Source organism: Pseudonocardia sp. GCM10023141 (genome assembly GCF_042653605.1).
Map to the genome: position 1 here is coordinate 14846 of NZ_JBHSIR010000055.1, position 23502 is coordinate 38347.

Consider the following 23502-nt stretch of genomic DNA (forward strand, 5'->3'; position numbering starts at 1 on the left):
GTGACAGGGTGGGAGCACCCACCACGTCACCGACCCGGGGAGATCAGTGATCTTCGACGTCGCATCCGTCCGCAAGCACTTTCCGGCGTTGCAGGCGGGTTTCGCCCACTTCGACGGCCCCGGCGGCTCACAGGTTCCCGACACGGTGGCCGAGGCCGTCGCCGCCACGCTGACGTCGCCGCTGGCCAACCGGGGCCGGGTCACCCGGTCCGAGCGCACCGCCGATGACATCGTGCTGGGTGCGCGGGCCGCGATGGCCGACCTGCTGAACGCCGATCCGCGCGGCATCGTCTTCGGCCGCAGCATGACGCAGTTGACGTTCGACATGGCCCGCACGCTGGCCGCGGGCTGGGGTCCCGGCGACGAGGTCGTCGTCACCCGGCTGGATCACGACGGCAACATCCGGCCGTGGGTGATCGCGGCGCAGAACGCGGGCGCCACGGTGCGGTGGGCCGACTTCGACCCAGCCACGGGTGAGCTCACCGAGGACCACATCGTGGCCGTGCTGTCGCCGCGTACCCGGCTGGTGGCGGTCACGGCCGCGTCCAACCTCATCGGTACCCGCCCGCCGGTGCGGGCGATCACCGATCTCGCCCATGCCGCGGGGGCCCTGACCTACGTCGACGGCGTGCACTACACCGCACACACCGCCGTCGACGTCGCCGCGCTGGGCGCCGACTTCTACGCCTGCTCGCCGTACAAGTTCCTGGGCCCGCACTGCGGTGTCGTCGCGGCGGCGCCGGAGCTGCTGGAGTCGCTGCACCCGCAGAAGCTGCTGCCCTCGTCCGACGTCGTGCCGGAGCGCTTCGAGCTGGGCACCCTGCCCTACGAGCTGCTGGCGGGCACCCGGGCGGCCGTCGACTTCCTGGCGGAGATGGTGCCCGGCACGCGCGACGGCGCGGCGAGCAGGCGGGAGCGGCTGCTCGCGTCGATGGCGGCGGTGGAGCAGCACGAGGATCGGTTGCGCGCCCGGATCGAGGCCGGGCTGGCCGAGCTGGCGGGGGTCACGGTGTACTCGCGGGCGGCGGTGCGCACGCCGACGCTGCTGGTCGGGCTGGGTGGGCGGGAGGCGGCGGCGTACGAGTTCCTCGCCGAGCGCGGCATCAACGCCCCCGCGGCGTCGTTCTACGCGCTCGAGGCATCGCGGCACCTTGGTCTCGGCGACGCCGGGGCGTTGCGGATCGGGCTCGCGCCCTACGTCGACGGCGCCGACGTCGACAGGTTGCTGGCCGCCCTGACCGACTTCGTGACGGGGGAGTCCACCGCGGGCTGACCCTCGCCCTGGCGGTCGTAGAACAAGGGCGGCAGGAAGTGCAGCATCAGTGCCGACCAGGTCAGGTGCGTGAGCAACGGCGCCTGGATGCCACCGCTGCGGCGGCGCTGCCATCCCCAGAGCGTGCCCATCCCGGCGGCCGCCGCCACGAGCGCCGGGTTGCCGGTGGCCGCGGTGACCAGCACGTAGGCGGCGGTCGACTGCTGCAGCTTCGTGCCGTCGGGCAGCGCGTCGTAGAGGGCCCCGCGGAAGAAGACCTCCTCGGCGGCGCCGCTGCCCAGCGTCACGGCCAGCACCAGCGGGCCGGAGCCGCCCGCGTAGCCGAGCACCGCCTTCAGCGCCCGGCGCAGGGGCGGGATCCGGCGGGCGACGAGCGCGCCGACGTAGAAAACGCCGAACGCGCCGGCACCGGTGAGGACGGGAGCGAGCAACTGCGTGCTGCCGCGCGGCACCGGGCCGGCCGCCCGTGCGCTCACCACCCAGGTGGCCGCGGTGGCGGTGGTGAGGCCGTAGAAGGCCCGCGAGTCGCGGGGCGCGGCCAGCGACGCCCCGAGCAGTGCGGTACCGGTCGTGGCGGCCGCGGCGAGGAGGTACCGGCGGCGCGTCATGCACGGCGTCCGGCGGACCGGGTGTGTTCGAAGATCAGGTTGGTTTCGGTGCCGGCGATCGCGGGCAGCCGGTTGAGGTGCTCACCGACGAAGTGCCGCAGCTCGTCGGTGCTGGCCGTGGCCACGTGCACGAGGAAGTCGTTGGCTCCCGCCACGAAGTACACCTCCAACACCTCCGGTCGCCTGCTCAACGCACTGACGAAATCGCCCATGGCGCCCCGCGCGTGCGGTTGCAGCCTGATGGCGATCATCGCCTGCAGGTCGTGGCCGAGCGCGCGCGGGTCGATGTCGGCGTGGTAACCGCGGATCACGCCACTCTCGCGCAGTGCCCTCACCCGGGCCAGGCAGGTGGACTGCGCGATGCCCACCTGCTCGGCCAGCTCCTTGTTGGAGATACGCGCGTCGGCGACCAGCCTGCGCAGGATCGCGTGGTCGATCTGATCAAGGTGAACTTCCTGCGGCAGGAGCGGCCGGGCAGGGCGGGTTCCCGAAGGTGGTAGCGGCATCTTGCCCCTCTGGCGAATCTTCTGCGGAGGAGTTGCATACTACCAGTAGGTTCTTCATTCTCAGGGCATGAGAATCGGTGTGCCCCGCGAGGTCAAGAACCACGAGTACCGCGTTGCGTTGACCCCCGCCGGGGCGCACGAGCTGACTCGGGCCGGACACCACGTCCTGGTCGAGAAGGGCGCGGGCCTGGGCAGCTCCATCACCGACGCCGACTACGAGGCCGCCGGTGCCCGCATCGTCAACACCGCCGACGAGGTGTGGTCGAGTGCTGATCTGCTGCTCAAGGTCAAGGAGCCGATCGAGCAGGAGTACCACCGCCTTCGCCGGGACCAGGTGCTGTTCACCTACCTGCACCTCGCCGCGTCGCTGCCCTGCACCCAGGCACTGCTCGACTCCGGCACCACCGCCATCGCGTACGAGACCGTCCGCCTCCCCGACGGCTCGCTCCCGCTGCTCGCCCCGATGAGTGAGGTCGCGGGCCGCCTCGCCCCGCAGGCCGGTGCCGGCGCGCTGATGCGCGCCGCCGGTGGCCGTGGCGTGCTGCTCGGCGGCGTCCCCGGCGTCCGCCCCGGGAAGGTCGTCGTCATCGGCGCCGGCGTGTCGGGCCAGAATGCCGTCGCGATGGCCGTGGGCCTCGGCGCCGACGTCACCGTGCTCGACCTCGACATCAACAAGCTGCGCGAGCTCGACGACCGCTACGCCGGTCGCGTCCGCACCGTGGTGTCCAACGCCCACGAGCTCGAGTCCGCCTGCCTGGAGGCCGACCTCGTCATCGGCGCCGTGCTGGTGCCCGGCGCCCGTGCCCCGCGCCTGGTCAGCAACGAGCTGGTCAGCCGCATGAAGCCGGGCTCGGTGCTCGTCGACATCGCGATCGACCAGGGCGGCTGCTTCGAGGACTCGCGCCCGACGACGCACGCCGACCCCACCTACACCGTGCACAACTCGGTGTTCTACTGCGTCGCCAACATGCCCGGCGCGGTGCCGCACACGTCCACCTACGCGCTCACCAACGCGACGCTGCCCTACGTCCTGAAGCTCGCCAACCTCGGCTGGGAGGCCGCGCTCGCCGCCGACCCGGCGCTGGCCGGCGGACTCTCCACCCACCACGGAGCGCTCACGAGCCTCGAGGTCGCCCACGACCTGGGCCTGCCGTACTCCGAGCCGGGCACCCTGACCACGGTCTGATCACTTTCGATTCCGACCGAGCCCACGGCGGTGCGGTCCGCGTTCTGCGGGCCGCGCCGCCGTCGTCGTTGATCACGCGCCGGGCGCGGTGGGCTCTCGTTGCAGGCCACCGTCGCGCGGCGATGGCAGGAAAGCCACTTTCCCGCAACGACGTTGCGGGAAGGTGGCTTTCCTGCAACGTCGGCGGCGCGTCCTACCTGCCGCCGACCGCCCATGTGGCTGTCGGGCAGGTGGCGCGAGCAGCCACGAGGTCCCCTGAGACCCCGTCGCCACCATCCGCTCCCTGAGGGCAGCCGCGCGACGGCAGCCACGCACGGCTGAGCCGCCTGGGCCCCTGCCGGTGCCCGCACATAGGGTTTCCGGGTGTCCGGCGAATGGTGGTGGGTGCTGCTGCTGGTCGCCGTGCTGCTGATCGCCGGGATCACCGTGTTGCTGCTGCGTGGCCGCAAGCCCGTCAGCCACCCCGGCGCGTTCGCGGCCGACCCCGAGGACCGGCCCATCCCGGCCGTCGTCGCCAACCCCGTCAAGGTGGAGTCCGACACCCGCGAGCGGATCACGGGCGTCTGCGCCGAGATGGGGTGGGCGCCGCCGCTGTGGCTGGAGACCACCCAGGAGGATCCCGGCACCGGGCAGGCCAGGGAGGCCGTCGAGAAGGGTGCCGACGTCGTGATCGTCTGCGGCGGCGACGGCACCGTGCGGGCGGCGGCGCAGTCGTTGGTCGGCACCCGGGTGGCCATGGGCCTGGTGCCGGTGGGCACCGGAAACCTCCTGGTCAAGACGCTCGGCACTCCCTTGGATGTCGTGGCGGCCACCCGGGTCGCACTGACCGGCGACGATCGGGCCATCGACGTGGGGATGGTGCGCGTCGACGGTGCGGAGGAGGAGCACGTGTTCCTCGTGATGGCCGGCACCGGCTTCGACGCCGCGATCATGGAGAACACGCCGGAGCGGCTCAAGGTCCGGGTCGGGCCGCTGGCGTACGTGATCTCGGGGCTGCGGGCGATGCGCGGCCGCCGCACCCGCGTCACGCTCTCGTTCGACGACGGGCCGCCCCTGCGGCGCCGCACCCGCACCGTGCTGGTCGGCAACAGCGGCACCCTGCTGGGCGGGCTGGTGCTCATGCCCGCCGCCACCCTCGACGACGGCGTGCTCGACATCGTCAACCTGGCCCCGAAGGGCGTCGCCGGCTGGGTCGCCGTGGCCCTGCGCGTGATCACCCGCAAGAGCCGCGGCCACGAACGGGTCGAGCACTGGCAGGCGAAGAAGATCGTGATCACCGCCGATGTGCCACAGCTCTCACAGATCGACGGTGACCCCATCGGCGAGGTCACCGAGCTGCAGTTGCGCGTCGATCCGGGCGCGCTGGTCGTCCGGATTCCGGACGCGGCGCCGACCTCGGGCCCGAACGGGAGCTAGCGCCGGATAACGTCCGCACCGTGCGCACGATCTACGTCATCGGCATCGGTGCGGGCGACCCCGAGCACCTGACGTTGCAGGCGATCGGGGCGATGAACCGCGTCGACGTCTGGTTCACCTTCGACAAGGGCGCGGCCACCGCTGACCTCGCCGGGCTGCGGTCGGACCTGCTGGCCCGCCACGTCACCCGCGAGCATCGGGTGGTCGCGGCCCCGGATCCCGATCGTGACCGCGACCCGGGTGGGGTGCCGGGCTACGAGACCGCCGTGGCCGACTGGCTGGGTACCCGTGAAGGGGTCATGGCGGGGCTGCTCACCACCGAACTGCCCGACGGCGGCACCGGTGGGCTGCTCGTGTGGGGTGATCCGGCGCTCTACGACAGCACGTTGCGCATCCTCGACGCGGTGGGCGCCGCGGTCGACATCGCGGTCGTGTCGGTCCCCGGCATCACCAGCATCCAGGCGCTGGCGGCGGCCCACCGGATCGTGCTCAACCGCATCGGTCGCCCGTTCCTGGTGACCACCGGACGGCGGCTGGTCACCGACGGCATCCCGGCGGGCATCGACGACGCCGTGGTGCTGCTGGACGGCCGCACGGCCTTCGCCGAGCTTCCCGACGCCGATCTCGACATCTTCTGGGGCGCCTACCTCGGCACCGCCGACGAGGTGCTCGTGTCCGGTGACCTGCAGGAACGCAAGGCCGAGATCTGCCGGATCCGGGCGGACCGGCGCGCGGCAAAGGGCTGGATCATGGACACCTACCTGCTGCGCAGGCGCCTGTCGTGAGGGGGGTGTTGCTGTGAACGTCGTCATCCTGGGCGGCACCCGCGAGGCCCGCCAGCTGGCCGAGGCGCTGGAGAGCAGCGGCTACACCGTGATCTCGACGCTCGCCACCCGCCCACCGATGGCGGAGCTCCCGGCAGGCGACGCGCGCATCGGCGGGTTCGGTGGCGTCGACGGGTTCACCGGCTGGCTGCGCGACGGGCGCATCGACGCCGTCGTCGATGCCACGCATCCCTTCGCGGAGCGGATGACGGCCAACGCCGTGGCCGCCACCACCGCGCTGGGCCTGCCGCTGCTGCTGCTCTATCGCGACGGCTGGGTCGAGAGCCAAGGGGACCGCTGGACGCGCGTGCCCGACCCGGCGGCCGCCGCCGCGGTGTTGCCGGAGCTGGGCAGGCGCGTCTTCCTCACCTCGGGGCGACGCGGCCTCGACGCCTTCGCGGTGCTCGACGACCTGTGGTTCCTCATGCGCTCGGCAGCGCCACTGGTCGGCCCGCTGCCGCAGAACCGGCTCGTCATGGTCCGCAGCGGCCCGTTCACGGCCGACGCCGAGCGGGCACTGATGCGGGAGCACCGCATCGACGTGCTGGTCAGCCGCGACAGCGGCGGCGAGATCACCGCCGCGAAGCTGGTGGCCGCTCGCGAGCTGGGCCTGCCGGTGGTGCTGGTGGAACGCCCGCCGCTGCCGCCGGGCGAGCGGGTCCGGACGGTGGGCGAGGCCCGGCGCTGGCTGGCGGCGCGGCGCGGCTGAGGCCCGCCCGACCGATCGACTCAGCGCCGGATCGACTCAGCGCTCGAACTCGGCCCGCACCCCGATGAGCCGGACCTCCCGGCCCGGGGTGAACTTCCCGAGCACCGCCACGGCCGCCTCGGCGATGCGCTCGGGGTCCGACGTCGGCTCGGGCAGCGTCGCGCTGCGGGTGCGGGTGGTGAACGGCGCGAACCGCAGCTTGACGCCCACCCGGGCGGCGGGCCGGCCCTCGGCGACCACGTCGTCGGTGACGCGGCGGGCCAGCGCGACGACCTCGCTGCGCACATCGTCCCAGTCGGCGAGGTTGGCCTGGAACGTGGTCTCGCGGCTGCGGGAGCGCACCACCCACGGCGTGCCGGACACGGTGGTGCGCCCGAGCCCGCGGCCCAGCTGCACGAAGTAGGGGCCCATGGCCGGCCCGAGGTCGGCGGCGAGCGCGGCGGGGTCGGCCGCCGCGAGCTCCGCGACGGTGTGCAGCCCGCGCTCGTCCAGCTTCTTCGCGGTCTTGGCGCCGATGCCCCACAGCGCCCGCGTCGGTCGGGGCCCCATCACCGGGAACCAGTTGTCGGCGGTCAGGCGGAACATGCCCGGCCCGGTTCCGGGCTTGCCGAACTCCGTGGCGATCTTGGCGCGCAGCAGGTTGTCGCCGATGCCGACGGTGCAGTGCAGCGCCGTCCGCTCCAGCACGGCGCCGCGGATCGCCGTGGCGAGCGACTCGGGGTCGTCGGTGTCGACGCCGACGAACGCCTCGTCCCAGCCCATCACCTCGACGGTGGCACCGTCGAAGGAGCGCAGCACCTCCATGACGCCCTCGGACGCCTCCTCGTAGGCGGGGTTGTCGGCCGGGAGGAACACGGCGTCGGGGATCCGCTTGAGCGCCGTGCGCAGCGGCATCCCGGAGCGCACCCCGTGCTCACGGGCGGCGTAGGACGCCGTGGCCACCACGCCGCGCAGGGTCGGGTCGCCGTGCCCGCCCACGACGACCGGCAGGCCGGCGAGCTCGGGACGGCGCAGCACCTCGACGGCGGCGATGAACTGGTCGAGGTCGACGTGCAGCACCCAGTACCCCACCGGGACAGTGTGCCGCGCCGCGCCCCGGGACGTCAGGAGGGCGTCCCTCCTGACATGTTGAGGGCGAGGTGGGCGGCGAGATGGGCGCCGCTACCGCGCCCGGCTCGGATCGATCAGCCGCACCACCGACGAGGCCATCCGCAGCGACCCCACCCCCGTCGGGTGGAACGGGAACGGGTCGGCGAGGCCCTGGATGTCGGGACCCAGCCCGTCGGGGCCGTGCCCGGAGCACAGCGGGCTCAGGCCGGGCCGGGCCACGGCGAAGCCGTACTTCTCCGCCCCGGCGCTGAGCACGGCGTTGAGCTGTTCGTTGCGGGAGTTCAGCAGCGCGATCTTGGCGGCGTCCAGTCCGGGGTGCCCGGGGGAGCGCGTGTCGGGGCAGTCGGCGTCGGGCCCGAACGGGGCGTAGGACGTCGTGATGATCACCTGGGGCCGGCCGGGCAGGTCGTTGAGGTCCACGAGCAGGTCGCCGAAGACGCGGTCGAACGCCGCGAGACGGTAGCCGAACTCGCCCTGCGTCAGCTGGTCGGAACAGTCGGCGACGCCGTAGCAGTACTGCAGGAAGTCCGACCAGCCCACGTCGTTGGGCCCGATCACGACCGCGACGTACCGCAGCCCCTGCACCTGCTTGAGCACGCCGACCTGCGCCGGCACGACCTGCCCGTTGCTGTCCTGCGGTCCGCGCAGCCCGCTGGTGATGGTGGCGAGCGGGCAGGCGAGGTTGAGCACCCTGCCGGCGGTCAGGTCGCCGATCTCGGCGGCGAGCGAGTCGCTGCTGCGCTGGCAGGCGTCGTCGTCGGCCCGGCCCGACGGCAGCGGTGGCCCTCCCACCCGCACGGCGCGCGAGTCGCCGATCACCGCGCCCGCGTAGCCGGAGACCGGTGGCCCGGCCGGGTCGGGGGACAGGTGGTAGGCGCCGACGAGCTGCGCCAGCGACGTGACGCCGCGCAGTCCCTGCACGGCGCCGGTGTAGGCCAGCACCCCGCACGCGGCCCAGGCCAACACGGACGTGGTGACCGCGAGCACCGTCATCCGGCCGGCGGCGCGGACGCAGGACGACCAGACCTCGGCCAGCGGGTGGGCGGGCGTGTCCGGCTCGCCCCGGCCGAGGCGGCGCAGCACCAGGAGCGTGCGGATGCCGGCCGCGGCGACGGACGCGACCAACGTGGCACCCAGCAGGCCGAGCCCGCCCCAGAGGTACCAGGCGGCGAACCCGCCCGTCACGGCGTCGACGGCGGCCGCGGCGGCCGCCGGTCCGGCCTTCGGGTCGAACACCGCGGCGGCGTCCGCGTTGCGCTGCACCGGGCCCATCGTGATCTGCGGACGCAGGGGCCCGTAGACGGTGAGCCGGTCCACGTCGATGGGGGTGTTGCCGAGCTGGACGAGCCGGGACGGGCCCGACACGGTCGGTGTCGGCGTGCGGGCGCCCACCGTGATGTGCTGCCCGAAGGCGACGATCTCCTGCGCCGGGGTCAGCGCGATCGTCGCCGGCAACGTGACGGCCAGGCAGAACAGCAGGAGCAGGAGCGTCGGCCCGTGCCGCAGCTCCCGAGCCACGCCGTGGCCGCGGGTCGTCTTCAGCGCTCTCGTTCCTTCCCTGGCTGCCGCTCCTGCATCGATCCCGATCGCTTCAGGATGGGCCCACAGCGGTTTTCGTGCTACCGGTGGTACTGGTGATCCGGGCCCGGATCAGCGCGTGGCCCGCACCGCGAGCAGGGCGATGTCGTCGCCCATCGGCTCGGCCGAGAACTGCTCGACGGCCTCCCGGACCGCCCCGACCACCTGCGCGGCGGTGCCGCCCGCGGCCGCGGCCGCGGCGGCGAGCAACCGGTCGGCGCCGAACTGGCCGCGTCCGCGGCGGCGCTCGGTGACCCCGTCGGTGTACACGAGCAGCGTGTCGCCGGGGTCGAGGTGGTGGTGGGTGCGCTGCAGCACGACGCTCGGGACGAGCCCGACCGCGGTGCCGAACGCGCCGATCAGCTCGGCCTTCCCCCCGGCGCGCACCACCACCGGTTGCAGGTGCCCGGCGAGCACGAGCTCCACGTCGAGGCCGGCGCCGGCGTCGGGGGCACCGCCGGACCCGGCGTCGGGGACGCTGCGCCGCAGGAGCGCGCCGGCGAGGGTGCAGAACTGCTGCGGGTCGGCCGCCTCCATCATCACCTCGTTGAGCATCTCGACGGCCGTGGTCAGCGGCCTGCCGTCGCGCACGAGCACCCGCAGCACGTCGCGGACGAGCCCGGTCCGTGCCGCCGCGGCGGCACCCTTGCCGCAGACGTCGCCGATCGAGACCAGCCACTGGTCGGGGTCGATCGTGAGCACGTCGTAGAAGTCGCCGCCGACGTCGCTGCCGTAGCTCGCGGGCAGGTAGGCCGACGCGAAGTCGAGGCCCGCCGCGGCGGGCAGCGCCCGGGGCAGCAGCGCCTGCTGCAGCGCCTGCGACACCCCGACGTGGGCGGCGGTGCTCTGCGCGTTGTGGATCGCGAGCGCTGCCCGGCGGGCGATGTCGCCTGCCAGCACCACGTCCTCGGGGGTGTGGGGCCGCCCGTCGGGACGTCCGATGGTGAGGGTGCCCAGCGCCCGGCCGCGGGCGCGCAGCGCCACCGCCAGCCCGTCGGCAGGCGCGGCGAACCGCACGGCCGACGCACCGTCGCGCATGACGGACGTGAGGTCGGCCCGCAGCTGCGCCGGCAGGCCCGGCTTCGCGTCCGGGTCCAGTACGGCGCGCAGCTCGGTCAGCTCGTTCTCGTCGGCGTGGGTGAAGGCCGCCAGGTACAGCCCGCCCGCGGCGTCGAGCAGGTGCACCGCGCACCAGCGGCCCAGGCGCGGCACGACGACCTGCGGGACGACGGCCACGGTGAGGTCGACGTCGAGGGACTGGCCCAGCAGCTCGCTGGTCTCGGCGAGGTAGGTCATCCAGGCCCGGCGGCGCTGGTCGACCTCGCGCAGCCACTCGGACTCGACGGCCATCGCGACGCGGTGGGCGATGAGCTCGGTCAGGTCGCGGGTGCGGTCGGCGGCGGGCTCCCGGCCGGTGCTCCCGGGGCCGTCGTGCACCACCCGCAGGCAGCCCCGCAGGGGCGGGGTGAGCGGCAGCGGCACCTCGACGACGGAGGCGGTGGCGGGGGTGGGGTCGGTGGCGCCGTCGCGCACCACCTCGCGCACGCCTGCCCCGTCACCGTCGTCGACCTCGACGACGATCGTCGTGGCGTCCAGCAGCTCGCGGAGCCTGCGCACCAGCTCGGCCACCAGCTCCGTCGGGTGCAGCTGGTTGGCAAGCGCCTGGGGTATGTGCAGCAGCCAGCGGGCCTGTTCGGCGTCGGTCCAGATGCGTTCGGGGTCGGGCTGCGGCGCGGGAACAGGCGCTGCCTCCGCATCGGCTCGTGACAGCGTGAACCAGGTGACGTGGCGCCCGTCGGACTCGTGCCGGGTGCCCCACCGGGTGGCGAGGCGCTGCATCAGCTCCAGGCCGCGACCATGGGTGGCGGCGCGGCCGTACCGGCGCCTGGGCTGGGCCAGGTGCATCTCGAGCGGTCCCGACCCGTGGTCGGTGACGGCGATCGTGAGGCCTTCGGTGTCGACCGTCAGCTCCACCTCGAACTCGGTGCCGGCGTGCAGCACCGCGTTCTCGGCGAGCTCGCTGGCCAGCAGGACGGCGGTGTCGGCGACATCGGGATCGACCGCGGCCGGCCCGGCGTCGGGCCCGAGGTCGGCCAGCGCGTCCTGCACCATCCGGCGGGCGCTGCGCGCGGACCGGGCGTCGGGCGGCAACCGGATCCGCCGCTCGAGCTGAACGGGCACGGGTGCAGTGTGCCCTGTCGGTCCGGTTGGTGCTCGCACAGAGGCCATCCAACCCCTCCCGTGTTCCCTTCGCTGTGTGCAGCAACCCCCGTCGGGCCGCCCGACCGCACTGGATCGACTAGGGTTCCTTCGGTCCGAACGGCACGGAAGGACGCGTTCATGACCACGACACGGCGTGCCCGCTCGGCGGCCGCGGCTGATCCGGAGGAGCCGGTGCGGGGAGCGGCACCGGAGCCGGCGTCGGGGTCGGGGTCGGGGTCGGGGTCGGGGTCGGGGTCCGACGCTGCCACGCACGAGCTGCTGCTGCACGAGCTGGCCGATGCGCTGCGCCAGGTGCGGCAGGGCCGCTTCGATGTGCGGCTGCCCCGCCGCGACGGCGCCGCGGGCGAGGTGGCCGACCAGTTCAACGGGGTCGTCTCGGTGGCGGAGCGCCGCAACCGCGACCTGAAGCGCATCAGCCGCGTCGTCGGCCGGGAGGGCCGCACGTCCGACCGTCTCGACGAGGAGTCCTACGACGGTGAGTGGGCGGTCGGGGTCCACGCCGTCAACGCCCTGATCGACGACCTCGCGGCGCCCACCGCGGAGATCGCGCGCGTGATCGAGGCCGTGGCCGAGGGCGACCTGTCCCAGCACATGGCGCTGGAGGTGGAGGGCCATCCGCTCCGCGGTGACTTCCGGCGGATCGGTCGCACGGTCAACACGATGGTCGACCAGCTCTCGTCGTTCGCGGTGGAGGTCACCCGCGTCGCCCGCGAGGTCGGCACCGACGGACGCCTCGGTGGCCAGGCCGACGTGCGCGGGGTGGCCGGTACCTGGCGGGCGCTCACCGACTCGGTGAACCTCATGGCGAGCAACCTCACCAACCAGGTGCGCTCGATCTCGACGGCGGCCACCGCCATCGCGCAGGGCGACCTGTCCCGCACGATCACGGTCAACGCGCGGGGCGAGGTGGCCGAGCTCGCCGACACGATCAACGCGCTGACCTCCACGCTGCGGCTGTTCGCCGACGAGGTGACGCGCGTGGCGCGCGAGGTCGGCACCGATGGCGATCTCGGTGGGCAGGCCGCGGTGCCCAACGTCGCCGGCACGTGGAAGGACCTCACCGACGCGGTGAACCTGATGGCGGCCAACCTCACCGACCAGGTGCGGGGCATCGCGCAGGTGGCCACCGCCGTCGCCACGGGTGATCTCTCGCAGAAGATCACGGTGGATGCGCGTGGCGAGATCCTGGAGCTGAAGTCCACGGTCAACACGATGGTGGATCAGCTGTCGAGCTTCGCCGACGAGGTCACCCGGGTGGCGCGTGAGGTGGGCATCGAGGGCAAGCTGGGCGGGCAGGCGGCCGTCCCCAACGTCTCGGGTACGTGGCGCGACCTCACCGAGAACGTCAACCAGCTCGCGTCCAACCTGACGGGTCAGGTGCGCAACATCGCGCAGGTCACCACGGCGGTGGCCCGCGGTGATCTCTCGCAGAAGATCACGGTGGACGCGAGCGGGGAGATCCTGGAGCTCAAGTCCACGGTCAACACGATGGTGGATCAGCTGTCGAGCTTCGCCGACGAGGTCACGCGCGTGGCGCGTGAGGTGGGCACCGAGGGCAAGCTCGGCGGGCAGGCCGAGGTCGAGGGCGTGGCCGGTACGTGGCGCGACCTCACCGACAACGTCAACTACATGGCGTCCAACCTGACGGGTCAGGTGCGCAACATCGCGCAGGTCACCACGGCGGTGGCCCGCGGTGATCTCTCGCAGAAGATCACGGTGGACGCGCGTGGGGAGATCCTGGAGCTCAAGTCCACGGTCAACACCATGGTGGATCAGCTCTCGAGCTTCGCCGACGAGGTCACGCGGGTCGCGCGCGAGGTGGGCATCGAGGGCAAGCTCGGCGGCCAGGCCGAGGTGAAGGGCGTCGCGGGCACGTGGCGCGACCTCACGGAGAACGTCAACGAGCTCGCGTCGAACCTGACGGGTCAGGTGCGCAACATCGCGCAGGTCACCACGGCGGTGGCGAAGGGCGATCTGAGCCAGAAGATCACGGTGGACGCGCGTGGGGAGATCCTGGAGCTCAAGTCCACGGTCAACACGATGGTGGATCAGCTCTCGTCGTTCGCGGCCGAGGTCACGCGGGTCGCGCGCGAGGTGGGCATCGAGGGCAAGCTGGGTGGGCAGGCGCAGGTGCAGGGCGTGGCCGGCACGTGGCGCGACCTCACGGAGAACGTCAACGAGCTCGCCGGCAACCTGACGGGTCAGGTGCGCAACATCGCACAGGTCACCACGGCGGTGGCGAAGGGCGATCTGAGCCAGAAGATCACGGTCGACGCGCGTGGGGAGATCCTGGAGCTCAAGTCCACGGTCAACACGATGGTGGATCAGCTCTCGTCGTTCGCGGCCGAGGTCACGCGGGTGGCGCGCGAGGTCGGCACGGAGGGCACACTCGGCGTGCTGGCGCAGGTCCGCGGCGTATCCGGTACCTGGCGCGACCTCACCGAGAGCGTCAACCAGCTCGCGTCCACGCTCACCACGCAGCTGCGTGCCATCTCGGCGGTCTCCACGGCCGTCGCGAGCGGTGACCTCACCCAGCAGATCTCCGTGGCGGCCAGCGGCGAGGTCGCCGACCTCAAGGACACGATCAACCAGATGATCGCGAACCTGCGGGAGACCACCCGGGAGAATGCGGAGCAGGGCTGGCTCGACTCCAACCTCGCCCGCATCGGCGGGCTGCTGCAGGGGCAGCGCGATCTCGCCGAGGTCTGTCGCATGATCATGAACGAGGTCGCACCGCTGGTGAACGCCCAGGTGGGGGCGTTCTTCCTCAACGGTGCCGACGCGTTCGCCCCGCCGCGCTGGGTACTGATCGGCGGCTACGCCACGAGCGTCGGTGACCGTCCGCTGTCCTTCGGGTCGGGGGAGGGGCTGGTCGGGCAGGCCGCGGCGAGCCGCCAGGTGGTGCTGGTCAACGACGTGCCGGCCGGGTACCTGCCGATCCGGTCCGGGGTGGGCGCCACGTCCCCGCGGGCGGTGGTCGTGCTGCCCGTGCAGTTCGAGGGCGAGAGCCTCGGCGTGATCGAGCTGGGCTCGGTGTCACCGTTCTCCGCGCTGCACCTGACCTTCCTCGAACGCCTCGTCGTCACGATCGGCGTCGCGATCATCACGATCCAGGCCAACCGCCGCACCGAGGAGCTGCTCGCGCAGTCCCAGGGGCTGGCCACCGAGCTGCAGGACCAGTCGGCCGAGCTGCAGCGCGCCAACGCCGAGCTGGAGGACAAGGCCGAGCAGCTCTCCGAGCAGAACCGCAACGTCGAGATCAAGAACATGGAGATCGACGCGGCCCGGCGCGGCGTGGAGGAGAAGGCGCAGCAGCTGGCGATCGCGAGCCAGTACAAGTCGGAGTTCCTGGCCAACATGAGCCACGAGCTGCGCACCCCGCTCAACTCGCTGCTGCTGCTGTCGCGCCTGCTCGCCGACAACCCCGACGAGAACCTCACCCCCAAGCAGATCGAGTTCGCCAGCACCATCCACGGGGCCGGTTCGGACCTGCTGCGGCTCATCGACGACATCCTCGACCTCACGAAGATCGAGGCCGGGCGCGTCGACGTCGACGCCGAACCGGTCGATCTGGCCCAGGTGTGCAGCGACATCGAGCAGGCGTTCGGGCCGCAGGCCGAGGACAAGGGACTGGAGCTGCGGGTCGAGGCCGCGTCCGACCTGCCGTCGATGATCACCACCGACGGGCAGCGCCTGCAGCAGATCCTGCGCAACCTGCTCGCCAACGCCGTCAAGTTCACCCATGCCGGCCACGTCACGCTCAGCATCCAGCGGATCGGACCGGGCACGGTCCACGGCGTGCCGGCGCTGGACGCGGCCCGGTCGGTCATCTCCTTCGCGGTGAGCGACTCCGGGATCGGCATCCCGGCAGGCAAGCTGGAGATGATCTTCGAGGCGTTCCAGCAGGCCGACGGCACCACCAGCCGCAAGTACGGCGGCACCGGCCTCGGGCTCAACATCTCCAAAGAGCTCGCACGCATGCTCGGCGGCAAGATCGAGGTGTCGTCCGAGCTCGGAGCCGGTTCGATCTTCACGCTGCTGCTGCCCGACGAGCTCTCACCCGTCACCGCCGCGGCGGCCAGGGTGATGCCACGCCGGCCCCCGGAGCCCGAGCTGGTGGAGCCGCGCGGCAGCCCGATCCTGCGGTCGGCACCCGGCGGTGCGGCATCCGCCCGGTCGGCGCCTGAGCTCGACGGTGCCACGGTGCTCATCGTCGACGACGACGTCCGCAACGTGTTCGCCCTGACCAGCGCGCTCGAGCTGCACGGGCTCACCGTGCTCTACGCCGACAACGGGGCCGACGGGATCCGCCTGCTCACCCAGCACAGCGAGGTGGACGTGGTCCTGATGGACGCGATGATGCCCGACCTCGACGGCAACGAGACGACCCGTCGCATCCGGCAGCTGCCGGGCGGGGCCGACCTGCCGGTCGTGTTCCTCACGGCGAAGGCGATGCCGGGCGATCGCGAGTCCAGCCTCGCAGCGGGCGCCACGGAGTACGTCACCAAGCCCGTCGATCTCGACCAGCTGCTGGCCATCATGGCGGCCAGGGTGGCGCCGAGGCGCAGCGGGTCGGGCCGCCCGTCGTCCCGGTCTGGGCGCGGCGGCGTGCGGGCCCGCGCATGAGGCGCACGGCCCGGGTACTGGCGGTCGACGACCGCAAGGAGAACCTGCTCGCGCTGCAGGCGATCCTGGAGGGTCTCCCGATCGAGATGGTGTCGGTCACCAGCGGCGAGGACGCGCTGAAGCGGCTGCTCGTCGAGGACTACGCGGTGATCCTGCTCGACGCCCACATGCCCGGCATGGACGGCTTCGAGACCGCCGGGCACGTCAAGCAGCGGGAACGCACCCGCCACATCCCGATCCTGTTCCTCACGGCCGTCGACTACGACCCGCACCTGGCCTTCCGCGGCTACCAGGCCGGTGCCGTCGACTACATCACCAAGCCGTTCGACCCGTGGGTGCTGCGGTCGAAGGTGGCCGTCTTCGTCGATCTGTGGACGATGCACACGCAGCTCGCCGACCGGGCCGCCGAGACCGAGGCGCTGCGCGTCGCCGTCGACGATGCGCTGGACCTGCTCGACGGCGCCGTCGCCGCCGACGACGACCTGATCGCGCAGGTCCGGGCCCGGCTGTCGAAGGTGCACGACTCCCGCACCTGAACCGGCCCGGTTCGCGCACACCGTCAGGGGTTCACGCACACCGTCAACGGTGTGCGTGGGCCCCTCGTGGTGTGCGTCAGCGTTCGGCGTGGCGGCCCGGGCGCAGCACGTACCCTCGGTAGCCGTAGTCGCCGCCGTGCTCACGCCGGACGGCGATCTCGCGCTCCATCTCGCCCAGCGCCGCGGCGTCCAGCCCCGGACGCCCGGCCAGCTCCGCGAGGCGCGCGGCGAACGGGTCGTAGTAGGCCGACCAGTCCGCGTCCGGCAACAGGTAGGACGCGACGACCGTCCAGCCGGCGTCGAGCGCGGCTCGGGTGTTGCCGTCGGTGGCACGCATCCGCGGGTACCCGGCGTCCCAGAAGGCGCGGGCGGGGGCGGCGGGGGTGCGGGTGGTCCACTCGGCCTCGGTGAGGATCAGGACCCCGCCCGGCGCGAGCAGTCGCCGCCAGCTCGCCAGCGCCGCGTCGAACCCCATCAGGTAGGCCGAGCCATCGGCCCACACCACGTCGGCGGTGCCGTCGGGCAGCGGCAGCGACTCCATGCGGGCCACCAGCGGCGTGACCCGATCCGCGAGCCCCGCCGCGGCGGCAGCGTCGCGCAACCGCTCGAGGAACGGGAGGTGGATGTCGACGGCCGCCACCCGCGCGCCGAACTCCACGGCGAGCTGCAGGGCAGCAGGTCCGGTGCCGCACCCGACGTCCACCGCTCGCGCTGCGGCCGGCAGCCCACCGGCGAGGGTGATCAACTGCCGGGTGGTCTCCGGTGAGCCCGGGGCCTGGCGGGGCAGGCCCTCATGGGCGAGCCAGAACGTCTCCGCCGGTGACAGTTCCGCTGGTGACAGTTCCGCTGGTGAATGGGGCATCGGGGCAGGATCGCAGTGAGACCGCCGCCGCGGCACGCGCTTTCCGGCGCCTGCCGCGCAGCCACCGCGCGATCCGTGTCCACGGACCGACGCGGGCCGGCACCGTCTCCGGTGCCGGCCGGTCGGCCACCACGGCGGCACCGGTTCGGGTGCCACCCGTTCCCACCCAGATCCGTGCCACGTGAGACCCCTCCCGGTGGCGCACCGCCCGTTCGAGCGGAAACCGGAGCGTGCCGACGCGTTCGGCGACCTGTCAGCAGCCCTTCCGTTGAGCGGAAGGGTTGTTGCGCGTCCGTTATCGACCTGAGTGCTCGGTCGCCGGGTTCGCGGAGTGCACACTGGGCGGGTGACAGCAACCCATACCCCGGCCCCCGCGGGTGCGGCCACCGAGGGCAGCACCGGCCAGCAGCTGTACATGGCCACCCCGCCCACGTTCGACTCACCGGCCGAGGAGCGCGCGCACCGCAAGGCGAAGCTCGCGGCGGCGTTCCGGATGTTCAGCAAGGCCGGCCTCGACGAGGGCGTGGCCGGCCACATCACGGTGCGCGACCCGGCGGCTCCCGACACGTTCTGGGTCAACCCGTTCGGCATGCACTTCTCGATGATCAAGAGCAGCGACCTCGTGCGGGTGAACGAGGACGGCCAGGTCGTCGAGGGTGACCGCGCCGTCAACGGGGCCGCCGTCGCGATCCACTGCGCCGTGCACGCTGCCCGCCCCGACGTGCTGGCCGCGGCCCACGCGCACGGCCCGGCCGGCAAGACGCTGTCGTCGCTCGAGGTCGGGATCGAGCCACTGACGCAGGACTCGTGCGCCTTCTACGAGGACGTCGGCCTCCACGACACCTTCACCGGCGTCGTGCTCGACCGCGAGGAGGGCCGGCGCATCGGCGTGGCGCTGGGTTCGCACAAGGCCGTGATCCTGCGCAACCACGGCATGCTGACGGTCGGTACGACCGTCGACAGTGCCGCCTGGTGGTTCCTCACGCTGGAACGCACCGCGCAGTGCCAGCTCACCGCCTACGCCGCGGCCGCGGGCATCGGGAAGCCGCCGCGGCGCATCTCCCACGAGGAGGCCGAGCTGACCCGCAGCCAGGTGGGCTACGAGTTCGCGGGCTGGTTCCAGTTCCAGCCGATCTGGGAGCGGATCAGCGCGGCCGAGCCGGAGCTGTTCGACTGACGGAAACTCGGTTCCAGCGGTTCCCGGCGATGTTGCAGACTCGGGCCATGACGGCAACGGCCCTGCAACGGGTGATCATCTCCGTGTCGGATCTGGAGCGTGCGCTGGCGTTCTACCGCGACGTGCTGGGCCTGGTCCCCGGCACTGGCGTGCCGGGCTTCGCGCGCATGCCGATTCCCGGCGGCGTGGAGCTGATGCTGCACGAGCGGCCCTCGACGCCGGGCCCGGCGGGGGTGGCGCCCAGCTTCGCCGTTCCCGACGTCGACGCCACCACCGCGGCGGCGCTCACCGCCGGCTGCACCGTGCTCGACGAGCCCGGCGACCAGCCGTGGGGGGAGCGGCAGTCGGTGCTCGCCGACCCCGACGGCCACGTCGTCTGCCTGGTGGGGCCGGTGTCCGCCGCCGGGTGACGGCAGGATCACACCCCGCCGGGCCCCGCGACTCTTGACAGTGCGTGGTGATCGCCGCGTACGTTCAGTGGAACCGGAGCGACCGGGCGATGGAGGCACCGTGCTGAGCACGAAGCGTAGGCACATCGATTTCTGCCGCACCAGCGCCGCACTGGATCGCTGACGCCAGTCCTCGCCCCACCCGGCAGACCGCCGGTGGTGACCAGTGGAACTGCGCCGGAGGATCCGTCATGGCCCGCACCAAGCCCGCTCCGCTTCCCCTTCCCGTGAAGGGCCGTCCCGTGTGGATGGCCGATGTGGTCGTCATCGGCGGCGGCGCCGTCGGCGGTGCTGTCGGTGCCGCCGCTGCCTGGCAGCTGGCCTCGCGCGGCGCCGAGGTCGTGTTCATCGATCCCGGCACCGCGCCAGCGTCCGGCGCCGGCCGAGGTGGCGCCCGGCTGCACCGCGCCGCTCACCTCGACCCCGCCGATGTCGCGCTCGCCGAGGAGTCCTTCGGGCTGTGGCGCGAGGTCGAGGCCGAGACCGGTGCCGACCTGCTCGACATCACCGGTTCCGTCGACCACGGTGACCCGGAGCGGCTCGCCGCGCTGGCAGCCGCCCTCACCCGTCACGGTGTCGCCCACGAATGGCTCGATGCCACCGCCGCGGCCGCGCGCTGGCCGGGCACGGCGTTCGCCGGCCGGGTGCTGCACCAGCCCGACCGCTCCGGTCGGCTGCACGCCGACCAGGCCGTGGCCGCGCTCACGGCGGCCGCCGTCGGGCAGGGCGCGCTGGTGCAGCACAACACCCGGATCGACAGCATCGCGCTGCGCGGACCCGCCCAGGTCGACGTCGTCACCGGTCGCGACATCGTGCGTGCCCGGCGCGTCGTGATCGTCGCGGGCACGGCCACAGCGGGCCTGCTAGAGGGAATGATCACGTTGCCGCCGCTGCGGGCGACCACCCGCCAGGTCGCCCAGTTCCCGCTGCGCGCCGCCCCGCCGTGTGGCGGCTGCCCGGCACCGTGGCCCTCGGTCGTGCACCACGGCACCGGGGCGGACGGCCACCCGATCACCGCCTACGGCGTCGCGAGCCCGGGGGAGGGGCTGCTCGCCGGGATCGACGGGCCGCTCGACGCGCTGCAGGCACACGTCAGGACCTGGTTCCCCGGCGCCGACGCCGATCGGCCCGAGGCCGTGACGAGGGTCGACACCTGCGCACCGGATTCGTCGTTCGTGCTGGAGAGCGCCGGCCCGGTCGTCGTCGGTGCCGGATTCGGGCCCTCCGCGTTCACCTTCGTGCCTGCGCTGGGCCGGGCGCTGGCCGACCGCGCCGTGGGCGTCGCCACCACCGCAGCAGCTTCCTGACCGGTGGCTTCCTGACCTGTGCCTTCCGGACCGGTGGCTGCCGGCCGGGCCGACCAGCGTGCGCAGACCCAGGAGCCCACGAGCACCAGCACCAGCCCGACCACCGAGCTGATCCCGACCGGCTCGCCCAGCACGAGTGCGCCGTATCCCACCGCGAACGGCGGGGACAGGAACGCGACGAGGCTGGCGAACTGGCCACCGACCGTCACGATCAGCTTGTTGTAGATCACGAACCCGGCCGCGGTGCAGACCACGGCGAGCACCACGAGCGTGCCGAGCGCCTCGGCGGTGGGTGCGGCCGCCGGCAGGTCGGCGAGTGCGAAGGGTGCGAGCTCGAGCGCGGCCGCGGCCACGTTGGCCGCGGTGAGCGCGATGGCGTCGACGCCCGGCATCAGCCTGCGCACCACGACCACACCGAGCGCGTAGCTGACGGCCGCGCCGACGACGAGCGCGACGCCGCCGAGCTGGGGCGTCGCACCGGGCGCGCCCAGCAGTACCGCGACGCCGCCCAGCCCGACGGCGATGCCCACCACCGAGAGCAGCCGTGGCCGCCCCGCACGGGTGCCGGCGATCAGGAGCACCAGCCACATCGGCTGGGTCGCGATGAGGATGCCGGCCAACCCGGAGTCGACGGTCTGCTCGCCGATGCTGATCAGCAGCAGCGGCAGTGCCATCTGGAACGCGGCCACCACCGGCACGAGGTGCCAGCGGCCGGCGAGCGCGGCGCGGCGTCGCCACAGCAGCGGGGCGAGCAGCAGCGCGGCGCCTCCCGTGCGGGCGAAGGCGACGAACGCCGGCCCCACCGAGTCGAGGGCGAGGCTGATGAACAGGTACGACGACCCCCAGATGGCGGACAGCAGCAGGAGCCAGAGGGAGGCACGCAGGGACATACCTGCACTGTGACCCCCGTTTTGGCGTTAGGCCAGCTACCAGTCTGGGACAGTGCCTTAAGCTCACCTTCATGCTCGACCTCAACCGGCTGCGCGTCCTGCAGGAGGTCGCCCTCCGGGGCAGCTTCTCGGCCGCGGCCCGCAGCCTGCACATCACCCCGTCGGCCGTGTCCCAGCAGATGGCGGCGCTGGAACGGTCGGTCGGGGTGCCCGTCGTGGAACGGGGTGCCCGCGGGGTGACGCTCACCGACCCCGGGCGGCTGCTCTCGCAGGTCGTCGACAACCTGACGGGCGACCTGTCGCACGTGGAGCGGCACCTGCTCGGCTACCACGACGGGCAGACCGGCCGCCTCGCCGTCGCCACGTTCCCCACGGCGGGCCAGGCCCTGCTGCCCGCCGCGCTGGCCCCGCTGACCGGGCGGCCCGACGTCGAGCTCACGGTGAGCGACGCCGAGACGGAGTTCGCCGTGCCGCAGGTGCGGGCGGGGGAGGTCGACCTCGCGCTCGTCTACCACTTCCACACGGCCGCACCCCCGCGGGAATGGGCACCGGACCTGCACTACACGCCGCTGCTGCACGAGGAGATGATCGTGGTCGTCCCGGCGCGGCACCCGCTCGCCGAGCGGGGCACGATCGACCTCGGCGAGCTCGCGGACGAGCTGTGGATCCACGGTCGCGGCGAGTGCGCGGCAGCGCTGGACCTGTTCTTCGCGGCCGCCGGGTTCCGGCCGCGCGTGGGCTGTCGCAGCACCGACACCACCTTCTCGCAGACGCTCGTCGCGGCGGGTGTGGGCGTCACCATGGTGCCGTCGGTGGCCTACGCACCCCACCTCGACGGCACCGCCCGGCTCCGGATCCGCGACGCACCCCGGCGCTACGTCGGGGCGGTGCACCGCCGCGACCGGTGGCGCCCACCGCTGGCCACCGAACTGCTGGACCTGCTGCGCGCGACGGTCGCCACCCTCACGACCCCCGGCCTGATCCCGGCCTGATCCCGGCGAGACGCGGGCACCCGGTGAAGCGGACCCGGGCGCGCCGTTGCGCACCGGGCCCGCTCCGGTCGGGGGTATCGGATCAACCGGCGCTGGGTCGATCCCCGCTGGGTCGATCCCCGTTGGGCTCGTTCTCCGGGAAGTGGCAGGCCACCTTGTGGCCGGGTGCGAGCTCCTCGGTGGGCGGCTCCACGGTCTTGCACTTCTCCTGCGCCTTCCAGCAGCGCGTGTGGAAGCGGCAGCCCGACGGCGGGTTGATCGGGCTGGGCACGTCGCCGGTGAGCAGGATGCGGTCGCGCTTGTTGCGCCGTTCCGGGTCGGCCACGGGCACCGCCGACATCAGCGCCACCGTGTAGGGGTGCATGGGCCGGTCGTAGACGTCGGCACGCTCCCCGATCTCCACGATCTTGCCCAGGTACATCACCGCGACCCGGTCGGAGACGTGGCGCACCACCGACAGGTCGTGGGCGATCATGACGTAGGTGAGGTTGAGCTCCTCCTGCAGGTCCTCCAGCAGGTTCACCACCTGCGCCTGGATCGACACGTCGAGCGCGGACACCGGCTCGTCGGCCACGATCAGCTTGGGTCGCAGCACCAGGGTGCGGGCGATCCCGATGCGCTGGCGCTGGCCGCCGGAGAACTCGTGCGGGTACCGGTTGTAGTGCTCCGGGTTGAGCCCGACCAGCGACAGGGTGTCCTGCACGGCCTTCTTGATGCCTCCGGGCGGCTGCACGCCCTGGATGCGGTAAGGCGCGCCGATGATCGTGCCGACCGTGTGGCGCGGGTTGAGCGAGGCGAACGGGTCCTGGAAGACCATCTGGATGTCGCGGCGCAGCGGCCGCATCTGCCCGGCGCTCAGGTTCGTGATGTCGCGCCCGTCCAACACGATCTTGCCGGCTGTCGGGTCGAGCAGCCGCGTGAGCAGCCGCCCCGTGGTGGTCTTGCCGCAGCCGGACTCGCCCACCAGTGACAGCGTCTCGCCGCGGAACACCTCGAAGTCGAGCCCGTCCACGGCCTGGACGGCCGCGACCTGGCGGCGCAGCAGCCCGGCCCGGATCGGGAAGTGCTTCTGCAGGCCGGTGGCCGAGAGCAGCACCTCACGGTTCGCGGTGGAGGGGCGGGCTGCGGTGGAGGGCTTGACCGTGCTGACGGCTGTGGTGGTGGTTTCGTCGGTCATCGTCGCCTCAGAGTTGTCTGTTCGCTTCGCAAGCTTCGCTCAGAGTTGTCTGT

General features: G+C 72.8%; 18 protein-coding genes and 1 pseudogene. 11 read left to right on the forward strand and 8 right to left on the reverse strand.

The features are described from left to right. The first annotated feature begins 46 nt into the window (after window positions 1–46). Window positions 47–1273, forward strand: coding sequence for a cysteine desulfurase-like protein (locus tag ACFPFQ_RS29160; protein ID WP_379624491.1), 1227 nt, complete (start codon window positions 47–49; stop codon window positions 1271–1273). Here ACFPFQ_RS29160 and ACFPFQ_RS29165 read toward each other — a convergent pair. Both ACFPFQ_RS29165 and ACFPFQ_RS29170 read right to left on the reverse strand, forming a co-directional pair. After that, window positions 1195–1881, reverse strand: a complete 687-nt coding sequence (locus ACFPFQ_RS29165) for a CPBP family intramembrane glutamic endopeptidase (RefSeq protein ID WP_379624493.1) — start codon at window positions 1879–1881, stop codon at window positions 1195–1197. The two genes, ACFPFQ_RS29160 and ACFPFQ_RS29165, sit on opposite strands and share 79 nt — an antisense overlap. Further along, window positions 1878–2387: an Lrp/AsnC family transcriptional regulator gene (locus ACFPFQ_RS29170; protein WP_379624495.1), complete on the reverse strand. Its 510-nt coding sequence runs from the start codon at window positions 2385–2387 to the stop codon at window positions 1878–1880. The genes ACFPFQ_RS29165 and ACFPFQ_RS29170 overlap by 4 nt, the downstream gene beginning before the upstream one ends. A 67-nt stretch (window positions 2388–2454) precedes the next feature. Here ACFPFQ_RS29170 and ald point away from each other — a divergent pair, with 67 nt between their 5' ends. The 4 genes from ald (at window position 2455) to ACFPFQ_RS29190 (ending at window position 6522) form a co-directional block, all read left to right on the forward strand. Beyond that, entirely contained in the window at window positions 2455–3573 is a 1119-nt protein-coding gene (ald, locus tag ACFPFQ_RS29175) for an alanine dehydrogenase (protein WP_379624497.1), read from the forward strand. Window positions 3574–3936: 363 nt separating this feature from the next. Next, window positions 3937–4989, forward strand: coding sequence for a diacylglycerol/lipid kinase family protein (locus ACFPFQ_RS29180; RefSeq protein ID WP_379624499.1), 1053 nt, complete (start codon window positions 3937–3939; stop codon window positions 4987–4989). Between the two features lie 20 nt (window positions 4990–5009). Beyond that, window positions 5010–5774, forward strand: a complete 765-nt coding sequence (gene cobF, locus ACFPFQ_RS29185; RefSeq protein WP_379624501.1) for a precorrin-6A synthase (deacetylating) — start codon at window positions 5010–5012, stop codon at window positions 5772–5774. Window positions 5775–5787: 13 nt separating this feature from the next. Then, window positions 5788–6522 (forward strand): cobalt-precorrin-6A reductase, encoded by a 735-nt coding sequence (locus ACFPFQ_RS29190; protein ID WP_379624503.1) that lies wholly within the window; start codon window positions 5788–5790, stop codon window positions 6520–6522. 36 nt (window positions 6523–6558) lie between these two features. Here the strand turns inward: ACFPFQ_RS29190 and ACFPFQ_RS29195 are convergent, their stop codons facing one another. From ACFPFQ_RS29195 to ACFPFQ_RS29205, 3 genes are all read right to left on the reverse strand, one after another. Next, window positions 6559–7593 carry a DNA polymerase IV gene (locus tag ACFPFQ_RS29195; RefSeq protein WP_379624505.1) on the reverse strand — a complete coding sequence of 345 codons (1035 nt, stop codon included), beginning with the start codon at window positions 7591–7593 and terminating at the stop codon, window positions 6559–6561. Window positions 7594–7683: 90 nt separating this feature from the next. Further along, window positions 7684–9150, reverse strand: coding sequence for a hypothetical protein (locus ACFPFQ_RS29200; protein ID WP_379624507.1), 1467 nt, complete (start codon window positions 9148–9150; stop codon window positions 7684–7686). 132 nt (window positions 9151–9282) lie between these two features. Next, a complete protein-coding gene (locus ACFPFQ_RS29205; RefSeq protein WP_379624509.1) occupies window positions 9283–11391 on the reverse strand; it encodes a SpoIIE family protein phosphatase in 2109 nt (702 codons plus the stop codon). A gap of 159 nt (window positions 11392–11550) precedes the next feature. Here ACFPFQ_RS29205 and ACFPFQ_RS29210 point away from each other — a divergent pair, with 159 nt between their 5' ends. Then, the gene (locus tag ACFPFQ_RS29210) at window positions 11551–16059 is read left to right on the forward strand and encodes a HAMP domain-containing protein (protein WP_379624511.1); all 4509 of its coding nucleotides are present in this window, start codon (window positions 11551–11553) and stop codon (window positions 16057–16059) included. Next, complete coding sequence (locus ACFPFQ_RS29215; protein WP_379624513.1) at window positions 16056–16595, forward strand: response regulator; 540 nt, start codon at window positions 16056–16058, stop codon at window positions 16593–16595. The genes ACFPFQ_RS29210 and ACFPFQ_RS29215 overlap by 4 nt, the downstream gene beginning before the upstream one ends. A gap of 76 nt (window positions 16596–16671) precedes the next feature. Here ACFPFQ_RS29215 and ACFPFQ_RS29220 read toward each other — a convergent pair whose 3' ends face one another. Next, window positions 16672–17457, reverse strand: coding sequence for a class I SAM-dependent methyltransferase (locus ACFPFQ_RS29220; protein ID WP_379624515.1), 786 nt, complete (start codon window positions 17455–17457; stop codon window positions 16672–16674). 346 nt (window positions 17458–17803) lie between these two features. Between ACFPFQ_RS29220 and ACFPFQ_RS29225 the strand changes: the two genes are divergently transcribed. The 3 genes from ACFPFQ_RS29225 to ACFPFQ_RS29235 all read left to right on the forward strand — a co-directional run bounded on the left by ACFPFQ_RS29225 (window position 17804) and on the right by ACFPFQ_RS29235 (window position 20390). Beyond that, a complete protein-coding gene (locus tag ACFPFQ_RS29225) occupies window positions 17804–18634 on the forward strand; it encodes a class II aldolase/adducin family protein (RefSeq protein WP_379624517.1) in 831 nt (276 codons plus the stop codon). A 47-nt stretch (window positions 18635–18681) separates the two neighbouring features. Beyond that, a complete protein-coding gene (locus ACFPFQ_RS29230; RefSeq protein WP_379624519.1) occupies window positions 18682–19044 on the forward strand; it encodes a VOC family protein in 363 nt (120 codons plus the stop codon). A 230-nt stretch (window positions 19045–19274) separates the two neighbouring features. Then, complete coding sequence (locus ACFPFQ_RS29235; protein WP_379624521.1) at window positions 19275–20390, forward strand: NAD(P)/FAD-dependent oxidoreductase; 1116 nt, start codon at window positions 19275–19277, stop codon at window positions 20388–20390. Window positions 20391–20467: 77 nt separating this feature from the next. On the opposite strand, the pseudogene ACFPFQ_RS29240 reads toward ACFPFQ_RS29235, so the two are convergent. Beyond that, window positions 20468–21280, reverse strand: a pseudogene (locus tag ACFPFQ_RS29240) (DMT family transporter); the annotation flags it as partial. Window positions 21281–21351: 71 nt separating this feature from the next. Here ACFPFQ_RS29240 and ACFPFQ_RS29245 point away from each other — a divergent pair. Continuing rightward, window positions 21352–22272: a LysR family transcriptional regulator gene (locus ACFPFQ_RS29245; protein ID WP_379624523.1), complete on the forward strand. Its 921-nt coding sequence runs from the start codon at window positions 21352–21354 to the stop codon at window positions 22270–22272. Window positions 22273–22354: 82 nt separating this feature from the next. Here the strand turns inward: ACFPFQ_RS29245 and ACFPFQ_RS29250 are convergent, their stop codons facing one another. Continuing rightward, a complete protein-coding gene (locus ACFPFQ_RS29250; protein WP_379624525.1) occupies window positions 22355–23449 on the reverse strand; it encodes an ABC transporter ATP-binding protein in 1095 nt (364 codons plus the stop codon). Between the last annotated feature and the right edge of the window lie 53 nt (window positions 23450–23502).